This is a genomic window from Rhodoplanes sp., from assembly GCF_013377085.1.
In the GTDB taxonomy this organism is placed as follows: Bacteria; Pseudomonadota; Alphaproteobacteria; order Rhizobiales; family Xanthobacteraceae; genus Rhodoplanes.
In genome coordinates this window covers 83,627-93,311 of record NZ_JACAAX010000023.1, presented here as the reverse complement: position 1 = coordinate 93,311, position 9,685 = coordinate 83,627, and the positions used below count along the sequence as shown (strand labels likewise).

General features: G+C 68.2%; 9 protein-coding genes and 1 pseudogene. 6 read left to right on the top strand and 4 right to left on the bottom strand.

Annotated elements, in window-relative coordinates; genetic code table 11:
- The 3 genes and pseudogenes from HXX10_RS16930 to HXX10_RS16920 form a co-directional block, all read left to right on the top strand.
- A pseudogene (locus HXX10_RS16930) lies at positions 1-212 on the top strand (acetyl-CoA C-acetyltransferase); the annotation flags it as partial.
- Between the two features lie 261 nt (positions 213-473).
- The gene (locus HXX10_RS16925) at positions 474-1,562 is read left to right on the top strand and encodes a TRAP transporter substrate-binding protein (protein WP_296523958.1); all 1,089 of its coding nucleotides are present in this window, start codon (positions 474-476) and stop codon (positions 1,560-1,562) included.
- Positions 1,563-1,706: 144 nt separating this feature from the next.
- Positions 1,707-1,940, top strand: coding sequence for a hypothetical protein (locus tag HXX10_RS16920; RefSeq protein WP_296523957.1), 234 nt, complete (start codon positions 1,707-1,709; stop codon positions 1,938-1,940).
- A gap of 19 nt (positions 1,941-1,959) precedes the next feature.
- Here the strand turns inward: HXX10_RS16920 and HXX10_RS16915 are convergent, their stop codons facing one another.
- From HXX10_RS16915 to moaA, 3 genes are all read right to left on the bottom strand, one after another.
- Positions 1,960-3,663 carry a TRAP transporter large permease subunit gene (locus HXX10_RS16915; RefSeq protein ID WP_296523956.1) on the bottom strand — a complete coding sequence of 568 codons (1,704 nt, stop codon included), beginning with the start codon at positions 3,661-3,663 and terminating at the stop codon, positions 1,960-1,962.
- Positions 3,664-3,679: 16 nt separating this feature from the next.
- Positions 3,680-4,387 (bottom strand): TRAP transporter small permease subunit, encoded by a 708-nt coding sequence (locus HXX10_RS16910; protein ID WP_296523954.1) that lies wholly within the window; start codon positions 4,385-4,387, stop codon positions 3,680-3,682.
- A 287-nt stretch (positions 4,388-4,674) separates the two neighbouring features.
- Positions 4,675-5,793, bottom strand: a complete 1,119-nt coding sequence (moaA, locus tag HXX10_RS16905) for a GTP 3',8-cyclase MoaA (RefSeq protein WP_296523953.1) — start codon at positions 5,791-5,793, stop codon at positions 4,675-4,677.
- Between the two features lie 292 nt (positions 5,794-6,085).
- Between moaA and HXX10_RS16900 the strand changes: the two genes are divergently transcribed.
- Entirely contained in the window at positions 6,086-6,478 is a 393-nt protein-coding gene (locus HXX10_RS16900; protein WP_296523952.1) for a DUF971 domain-containing protein, read from the top strand.
- 215 nt (positions 6,479-6,693) lie between these two features.
- On the opposite strand, the gene HXX10_RS16895 is transcribed toward HXX10_RS16900, so the two are convergent.
- Complete coding sequence (locus tag HXX10_RS16895) at positions 6,694-7,287, bottom strand: L,D-transpeptidase (protein ID WP_296523951.1); 594 nt, start codon at positions 7,285-7,287, stop codon at positions 6,694-6,696.
- Between the two features lie 435 nt (positions 7,288-7,722).
- On the opposite strand from HXX10_RS16895, the gene HXX10_RS16890 reads away from it, so the two are divergent.
- Both HXX10_RS16890 and HXX10_RS16885 read left to right on the top strand, forming a co-directional pair.
- A complete protein-coding gene (locus HXX10_RS16890; RefSeq protein ID WP_296523950.1) occupies positions 7,723-8,565 on the top strand; it encodes a MipA/OmpV family protein in 843 nt (280 codons plus the stop codon).
- Between the two features lie 70 nt (positions 8,566-8,635).
- Positions 8,636-9,685 (top strand): lysylphosphatidylglycerol synthase domain-containing protein, encoded by a 1,050-nt coding sequence (locus HXX10_RS16885; RefSeq protein ID WP_296523949.1) that lies wholly within the window; start codon positions 8,636-8,638, stop codon positions 9,683-9,685.

The window sequence follows — 9,685 nt, the reverse complement described above, 5'->3', positions numbered from 1 at the left end:
CCGTGGCGGTCGGCCGCGAGATGGGCTTCGACCCGGCCAAGCTCAACGTCAACGGAGGCGCCATCGCGCTCGGCCATCCGATCGGCGCCTCCGGGGCCCGCGTCCTCATCACGCTCCTGTTCGAGATGCGGCGCCGCAGCGCCAAGAAGGGTCTTGCCACGCTGTGCATCGGCGGCGGCATGGGTATCGCCATGTGCGTCGAGCGCGCCTGACGGCGCGTCGAGCGGGCCTATCGAGCCCGACCGGGCCCCGAGGGGCCCGACCTTGCGGCCCGGGCGCTTTGCCGCTCGGGCCGCTTTTTTATGGGCTGAGGTCGGGGCAGGGCGCGTCTGCGACCCGGTGGCGGGCGGTCTCGCCATCGCGCGCTTGCGCGGCGCCCCGGCTGTGCTAGAGCCAAACCCAATCGTCACGTGCGGCCTTCATTTCAAGCCGCCGACTGCCTCACCGTCACGGTTCAGAGAGGAAGCCCCAGGATGAAGAGACGTCAGTTCCTCGGCGCGCTCGCCGCCGGCACCGCCGCCAGCGCCGTCGCCATGCCGGCCGTCGCCCAGTCGTCGCCCGAGATCAAGTGGCGCATGGCCTCGAGCTTCCCGAAGTCGCTCGACACCCTGTACGGGGCGGGTGAGATGCTGGTGAAGCAGGTCGCCGAGATGACCGACGGCCGCTTCCAGATCCAGCATTTCGCGGCGGGCGAGATCGTCCCCGGCCTGCAGGCGCTCGACGCCACCTCGGGTGGCACGGTCGAGATGTGCCACTCGGTGTCCTACTATTACGTGGGCAAGGACCCGACCTTCGCGATCGCTGCGGCGGTGCCGTTCGGCCTCAATGCCCGCCAGCAGGCGGCTTGGCTGTTCCAGAACGGCGGCAACGAGAAGTTCAACGAGTTCTACAAGAAGTACAACATCTTCGGCTTCCCGGTCGGCAACACCGGGGCGCAGATGGGCGGTTTCTTCCGCAAGGAGATCAAGACGCCCGGAGACCTGCAGGGCCTCAAGATGCGCATCGGCGGCATCGCCGGCCAGGTGCTGCAGAAGGTCGGCGTGGTGCCGCAGCAACTCGCCGGTGCCGACGTCTATCCGGCGCTGGAGAAGGGCACGATCGACGCCGCCGAGTGGGTCGGCCCCTACGACGACGAGAAGCTCGGCCTGGTGAAGGTGGCGCCGTATTACTACTACCCGGGCTTCTGGGAAGGCGGCCCGATGGTCCACGGCTACGTCAATCTCGACAAGTGGAACGAGCTGCCGAAGTCCTATCAGGCGATCCTGCTCAACGCCGGCCACGCCGCGACCAACTACATGATCACCCGCTACGACGCCCTGAACCCGCAGGGTCTGCGCAAGATCCTGTCCCAGGGCGGGCAGCTCCGCCCGTTCTCCAACGACATTCTCGACGCCTGCCTGAAGGCCACCAACGAGCTGTGGGCGGAGATCTCGGCCAAGAACGCGGCGTTCAAGACGATGATCGACGACATGCAGGCCTTCCGCAACGACGAGTATTTCTGGTGGCAGGTCGCCGAATACAACTACGACACCTACATGATCCGCAGCCGCACCCGCGGCTGAGGGGTCACCGCGCGCCTTCGGGGGCGGGTGAGACGGTGTGGATACAGGAAGCCCCGGAGCGCTGCTCCGGGGCTTTTCTTATGGGGCAGGGCTGCGGGCGCCCCTTCTCCCCGCGTGCGCCACGGGATGCACACAAGGCTCGCCATGCATGAAAGCGTCATGCGCGGGCTCGACCCGCGCATCCATCACGTTTCGCAAAAACGCTTTGGTCGCAGGATGATGGATCGCCGGGTCAAGCCCGGCGATGACGACGGTGGGGAAGGTGCGCGCTTTGCCGTAACACCGGATGGTCTCGACAAAACGAGATCTGTGCTTCCCGTAGCCCGCACGCGGGGAGAGGTGACGATGGCGCCGGTATCAGGCTTCAATCGAGGCTGAGCCGTGGAGGCTCCGAGCCTCACCGCAGATCGAGCGCGGGCGGCGTGTCGGGCGGCGCCATCTGCAGCTCGATCTTGCTCGGGTCGACCGTCGTGGCCGTGCCCTTGTAGTGCATGACGAGCTGCGGAAAGATGATCACCAGCGCGACGCCGATGAGCTGGATGATCACGAAGGGGATCGCACCCCAATAGATCTGGGCGGTGGAGATCGGGGCCGTCAGCTTGCCGGTGAGGCGGTCGTGATAGGGCTCCTTGGGAGCCACCGATCGCAGGAAGAACAGCGCGAAGCCGAACGGGGGATGCATGAACGAGGTCTGCATGTTGACCCCGAGCATCACGCCGAACCAGATGAGATCGATGCCGAGCTTTTCGGCCACCGGCCCGATCAGCGGGATGATGATGAAGGCGAGCTCGAAATAATCGAGGAAGAACGCCAGCACGAAGACGAACAGGTTGACGAATATCAGGAAGCCGATCTGCCCGCCGGGCAGCGAGGTGAGCAGGTGCTCGACCCAGAGATGGCCGTTGACGCCGTAGAAGGTCAGCGAGAACACCCGGGCGCCGATCAGGATGAACACCGCGAAGGCCGACAGCTTGGCGGTCGCATAGGTCGCCTGGCGGAGCAGGCCGAGGTCGAGGCGGCGCTTGACGATCGCCAGCACCACGGCGCCGAGCGCCCCCATGGCGCCGCCCTCGGTCGGGGTGGCCAGCCCGATGAAGATGGTGCCGAGCACCAGGAAGATCAGGAACAGGGGCGGCACCATCACGAAGACCACCTGCTGGCAGATCTTCGACAGCACGCCGATCCCGAGCGTCCGAACGGCGATCCTGTTGGCGATCGCCACCACGAACGCGAACAGGATGGCGACGAACATGGTGAGGACGACGAAGTCCGCCCCGTTCATCGTCGGCGGCGCCAGTGCGGCGGCGAGTCCGGGGGCGAACGGCTCCAGCGCCGTGCTCAGACGGCCGCTCATCACCACCCAGCCGACGAGGCCGCTCAACACCGTCAGCACCGCGAGCGAGGTCATGCCGCGCCGGCCGTTCTCCTCGCGGAAGCCGATCGCCTCCGGCGGCAGGCCCGGGGTCGCCTTCGGGGAGACCATCGACACCACGAAGATGTAGCCGGCATAGAGCCCGGCCAGCATCAGGCCGGGCAGGAAGGCGCCCTCGTACATGTCGCCGACCGAACGACCGAGCTGGTCGGCCATGATGATCAGCACCAGCGAGGGCGGGATGATCTGGGCGAGCGTGCCGGAGGCTGCGATGACGCCGGAGGCGACGCGGCGGTCGTAGCCGTAGCGCAGCATGATGGGGAGCGAGATCAGCCCCATCGAGATCACCGAGGCGGCGACCACACCCGTGGTGGCGGCCAAGAGCGCGCCGACGAACACCACGGCATAGCCCAGTCCGCCGCGGATGCGGCCGAACAGTTGCCCGATGGTGTCGAGCAGATCCTCGGCCATGCCGGAGCGTTCGAGGATCAGGCCCATGAAGGTGAAGAACGGGACCGCCAGCAGGGTCTCGTTGCTCATCACGCCGAACACGCGCTCGGGCAGGGCCTGAAGGAAGTCGGGGCGGAACAGGCCGAGCTCGATGCCGAGCAGGCCGAACAGCAGGCCGTTGGCGGCGAGCGAGAAGGCGACCGGGTAGCCGAGCAGCAGGAAGACCACCAGCGCCGCGAACATGATCGGCGCCATGTTTTGGATGAGGAACGCGGTCATGATGCGGGTCCGGCCCTCAACGTCGTTCGGCCGGGTCGGGCGTGCCCGCCAGGTTTTCGGCGTCCGCCTCGAAGGAGGACAAATGGCCGCCAGGCCCGGCATGCGGGTCGGGAATGCGGCCCATCATAACGGCGATGCGCTTGACCAGCTCCGACAGGCCCTGGAGGAACAGCATGGCGAAGCCGGCGAACACCAGGAGCTTCGCCGGCCACTGTGGCAGGCCGCCGGCGTTGAACGACTGCTCGCCGAGGCCGATGAGCTGCTTCCACCACGCGATCATGTTGGGCAGCCAGCGCAGCGGCGCGTCGGCGAAGACGGCCGGGAATGCGTCCAGCACGGCGCCGACCTGGCTGAAGCTCGGTGCGGCCCTCAGGAAGAACGGCCAGCTCGTCACGATCATCACGACGCACAGGGGCAGCAGGAACAGCGTATGGCCGACCAGCTCGATGATGTCGCGGGTGCGCGGCTTGAAGCGCGTGTTCACGATGTCGATGCGGATGTGCTCGTTGTCGAGCAACGTCCAGGGCGAGCACATCAGGAAGACGGCGCCGAACAGCACCCATTGCAGCTCGAGCCAGGCATTGGCCGACATGCCGAAGCTTTTGCGGATGATGGCGTTGATGGCGGATACCAGGACGGCCACCAGGATCAGCCAGCTCAGGCTTCGCCCGAGGCGGGCGTTGACGGTATCGACGAGGCGGCAGAGGCCGAGAAGAGCCTTCACGTGATCACCTGCGCGACGGGGTCGCAGCGTCGCGAGGCGGCGCGCTCCACGGTTCCACGGTCCGGACATGCACGGATGGCAGCCAGACGATGGTCCATCGCATAGGGCGGATCAAACCGCGGCGTCAATCCCGAGTTTTCCGGCCGGGCCATGCGGCCGACCGGGATCACGGCGTCATTCCGGGGCGCGGCGAAGCCGCGAACCCGGAATCCAGCGACCAATTCAGTGCCCATGGTTGGATTCCGGGTCCGCGCGCAAAGGCGCGTCCCGGAATGACACGGTAGAGGTCACCCCCCCGTCACGCTCATGTGGCGGGCGAGGGCCGGGCGCTTGCGGCGGCGGTCGATGACGAAATCGTGCCCCTTGGGCTTGCGGGAGATCGCCTCGTCGAGGGCCGTGTGCAGGAGGACGTCGTCGGTCGAGGCCCGCAGCGCGGCGCGCAGATCCGCGGCGTCCTCCTGGCCCAGGCACATGAACAGGGTGCCGGTGCAGGTGATCCGCACCCGGTTGCAGGATTCGCAGAAATTGTGGGTCAGCGGCGTGATGAAGCCGAGCCGGCCGCCCGTCTCGGCCACCTGCACGTAGCGGGCCGGGCCGCCGGTGCGGTAGTCGGTGTCGGTCAGGGTGAAGCGTTCGGCGAGCTTCGCCCGCACCATCGAGAGCGGCAGATACTGGTCGAGCCGGTTCTCGCCGATGTCGCCGAGCGGCATCACCTCGATGATGGTGAGGTCCATGCCTTCGCCATGCGCCCAGGCGAGGAGTTCGCCGAGCTCGTCCTCGTTGACGCCCTTCAAGGCGACCGCGTTGATCTTGACGGCGAGGCCGGCGCGCTGCGCGGCCGCGATGCCGGCCTTCACCTGGTCGAGATCGCCCCAGCGGGTGATGTCGCGGAATTTGTCCGGATCGAGCGTGTCGAGCGAGACGTTGAGGCGGCGCACGCCGCAGTCGGCGAGCTCGGCGGCGAATTTTTCCAGTTGCGAGCCGTTGGTGGTGACGGTCAGCTCGTCCAGCGCGCCGGAGCCCACGCCGGCGCCGACATGGCGCGCCAGCGAGCGGAACAGCCGCATGATGTCGCGCCGCACCAAAGGCTCGCCGCCCGTGATGCGCAGCTTGCGCACGCCGCGCGAGATGAACGCCGAGCACAGCCGGTCGAGCTCCTCCAGGCTGAGGATGTCGGCCTTGGGCAGGAACGTCATGTGCTCGGACATGCAGTAGACGCAGCGCAGGTCGCAGCGGTCCGTCACCGAGACGCGCAGATACGTGATGGCACGCGCGAACGGGTCGACCAGCGGTGCGGTGGCCTGCGGGGCGGTGGCCCGCGCCGTCGAAACGGGCACCGCCAGCGGCGCCGCATGCGGCGCTGCCGATTCCGAAATCCCCTCATGCGGGGCGGTCTCGAAGGCCATCTCGCGGTCTCCTCGGAGCGTCTCGGATCGGGGCGGGCCGTGGTCGCGTTCCGGCCGATCGGTCGCGACGTCAGTCTTGATGCAATCCATATAATGCTTGCTGATCGTCGCGGGGAGGACGATTTCTGCCGCACCGGCGGGCTGTCCCGGCGGATCTCGCCGCGTAACAAACGGCCGGGTGGTATTATGGGAGGTGTCGATCGGGGGCGAACACCGCCACGGGATCGACGCGGACAAAACGACGAGACCACGGCCACCTACACGGCATCACGATCGAGGACGGCGAGGACCGATGAGCACCGACTCTTCCGCGACGGCAAAGTCTTGGCCGACCGAGCTGCGGCTCCGCAAGGACCGCGCCGCCCTCAAGGTCGCCTTCGACACCGGCGAGACCTTCGAGCTGCCGGCCGAGCTTTTACGGGTGCGCAGCCCCAGCGCCGAGGTGCAGGGCCATTCGGCGGCCGAGCGCAAGCTGGTCGCCGGCAAGCGAAACGTCACCATCCTGGAGGTTCAGCCGGTCGGCAACTACGCGGTGCGGCTCGGCTTCGACGACATGCACGAGACCGGCATCTACAGTTGGGACTACCTTCTGGATTGCGGTCGCAACCTCGCCCGCTACCAGGCCGAGTACGCGGCCGAGCTGGAGGCCAAGGGCCTGTCGCGCGATCCCCCGAAGCGGGGGTGAACGGCGATTCTCTGTTTTGCCGACCCCGGGACCGTTCACCCTCCCCCGGGTTCCGCGGCTTCGCCGCGGCGGGAGGGTCGGGCGTCCGCGAAGCGGACGACCGGGGTGGGGTGAAGCCGCAAACGCCGGCTTCGCCGATCACCCCCTCCCGGCGGACTTTCGTCCGCCGACCTCCCCCCTCCAGGGGGAGGTAAGGGAAGTGCGGCATCCCGCCTTCAGCGCAGCACCACCACCCTGGCCCCGACTCTGACCCGGTCGTAGAGGTCGATGACGTCCTCGTTGGTCATCCGGAAGCAGCCCGACGACACCGCCTGCCCGATGGTCTCCGGCTCGTTGGAGCCGTGGATGCGGTAGAGCGACGAGCCGAGATAGAGGGCGCGGGCGCCGAGCGGGTTGTTGATCCCGCCCGCCATGTGGCTGGGCAGGCCACGGACGCGTTGGCGCATCTCGGCGGGCGGCGTCCAGGACGGCCATTCCTTCTTGGCCGAAACGGCGGTGTTGCCGGCCCAGCGGAAGCCGTCGCGGCCCACCCCGATGCCGTAGCGAATCGCCTGGCCGGGTCCGGTGACCAGATAGAGCCGGCGCTCGGTGGTGTTCACCACGATGGTGCCGGGCGCATAGGACGCGTCGATGCCGACATTGGCCTTCGCGATCCGCGAATAGCCGGGCTTGTAGACCGTTCCGTAGGATCCATAGAAGCCGTTGGTGAAGCGTCCCTCGGGATCGAGGTTCTCGGCCTTCGTCACCACGGACGAGGCCAGGGTCGAGACCACAAGGGCCGCAGCGAGCAGGCTGACTCTGCGTATCATGTTCACTCCTTGGGGCTGGCCTTCGCCGGAAGGCGTTCGACCGGAAGGTTACCGAGCGGCCCGACGCGTGACACCGGAAGCCGTGGCCTCAACTCAGGGACGGGATACGCCGACAATACGGCAATGCCGCCCGGACGCGACGGTCCGGCGGCATTTTCGCGTGTTTTTCGAGCCGTGTGGCGGCGCCGCAACAGGAGATCGCGGATCGTCGGACGGGCGTGCCCCGAAGCCGCGGCGTGGCCGTTCAGCCACACCGGAAACATCCGGCAATATTCTGATAATGTTAATGATTTGGCCTGATCTTGCAGGCTCCTACGGGACGTTCCCCGGTTTTGCGTCGCAGCGGCCCGCAGTGTAGCGTTCGGTTCGCCTGAGGGGACGGGCGCGAATCGCGGCGGGCCGGGTGTCCGGCTGTTCTGGGAATGGGGAAGTCGATTGCAGATCCGATCCGAGCGCTTCGGCGCGGCCCTTCTGACCGCGTGGCTCGCCCTTGTCGGCACGGCAGCGGCCGCTGATCTCGGCGCCGGGCCGTACCCGACGAAGGCGGACGCGGCCTTGCCGGCCTGGATCGTCACCGTCGGGGTCGAGGGCCGGGTCGAGACCGTGTTCCTCGGCGGCGACACCTATACGGTCCGGCCGGCGCCGATCTTCGGCTTTCGCCGGGTCGGCACGCCGGAGGAGTTCCGCGCGCCGCGCGACGGCGCCGGCATCGCCCTGTTCGAGACGCAGTCCCTCAAGATCGGTCCCAACCTGAAGATCCGGGCCCAGCGCAAGGAATCCCAGTCGAGCGAGCTCTACGGGCTCGGCGACGTCGACTGGGCCGTCGAGGTCGGCGGCTTCTTCGAATACTGGTGGATGCCCTGGCTGCGCAGCCGCGCCGAGGTCCGCCAAGGCTTCGGCGGCCATCACGGCGTGGTCGGCGACCTGACGGCCGATCTCGTCCTGCCGGTGACGTCGGCCCTGACGCTCTCCGGCGGACCGCGCCTGTCGCTCGCCTCCGACATGGCGCTCGATCCGTATTTCAGCATCACGCCGTGGCAGTCGTTCCAGTCCGGCCTGCCGGTGTACCAGGCCAAGGGCGGCCTCCAGTCGGTCGGCGCCGGCGCCCAGGCCCGCTATTTCTGGACGCCCGAGCTCGCGACCCACGTCTATGTCGAATATCAGCGCCTGATGGACAGCGCCGCCGACTCGCCGCTGGTGACGATGCGGGGCTCGCCCGACCAGGTGACGTTCGGGTTCGGCATAACCCGGGCGTTCACGATCCAGCAGTTCTGGTGATCTAGGACGCGCGACCTCCGGCGGACCGGCCAAGGGGCGCCTCGCGCGACGGCGCTTTCTCGAGGACGGCATGCGGATCGTCAGGACCACGGGGCTTCTCGGACTGCTGATCGGCCTCGCCGTGCTGATCGGCCTGACCGTGTGGTCGGGCGCCGCGCTCGTGCGCGAGGCGATCGCCGGCATCGGCTTCGGCATCGTGCTGGTCGTGCTGGTGCGAGCCGGGACCGCCAGCATCGCCGCGGTCGGCTGGTGGGTGCTGTTTCCGCCCAAGGAACGCCCGCCGCTCTCCACCTGCCTGTCGCTGCGCTTCGTCCGCGAGGGCGCCAATGCGCTGCTGCCGCTCGGCCAGGTCGGCGGCGACCTGATCGGGGCGCGGCTGCTGACCTTCTTCGGCGTGCCGGGGGCGCTCGCCACCGCCAGCGTCATCGTCGACGTGCTGGTGCTGGCCGTCACCCAGGCGCTGTTCGCGATGACCGGCCTTGCCGTCCTGGTCTGGCTGGGGGCCGACTCCTCGGTCGCCTGGATCGCCGCCTTGGGTCTCGCGCTGGCCGTGCCGGCGCTGGTCGGCTTCTATGTCGTGCAGCGGCGCGGCGGTCACCGTGCCTTCGGCTGGGTGCTGGCGCGCTTCCGCGGCGACTGGGCCCGCTATGCCTCCGCCAAGATCGACCGGCTGTTCGTCGACCTCTCGGCCCTGCATGCGAGCCGCTCCCGGATGACGGCGAGCGTCGTGCTGCATTATCTCGACTGGCTGACCGGCATCGGCGAGGTCCTTGTCGCGTTCTGGTTCATGGGCCATCCCGTCAGTCTCGCCGAGGCGCTGGTGATCGAGAGCCTGATGCACGCGATCCGCGGCGCTGCCTTCGCGATCCCGGGCGCGCTCGGCGCCCAGGAGGGCGGGCTGATCGTGCTGTGCGCCGTGTTCGGCATTCCGCCCGACCAGGCGATGGCGCTGTCCCTGGTCAAGCGCGTCGCCGACCTCGCCACCGGCCTGCCGGGCTTGGTGATCTGGCAGTGGATGGAGGGCCGCCGCTGGCGCGAGCGTCGCGATCTTTCGGCGGCGGCGACATCCACGGGAGCGCCGGTGTCCGGGACACGCGTGTCCGGGACACCGGCCGCCTGA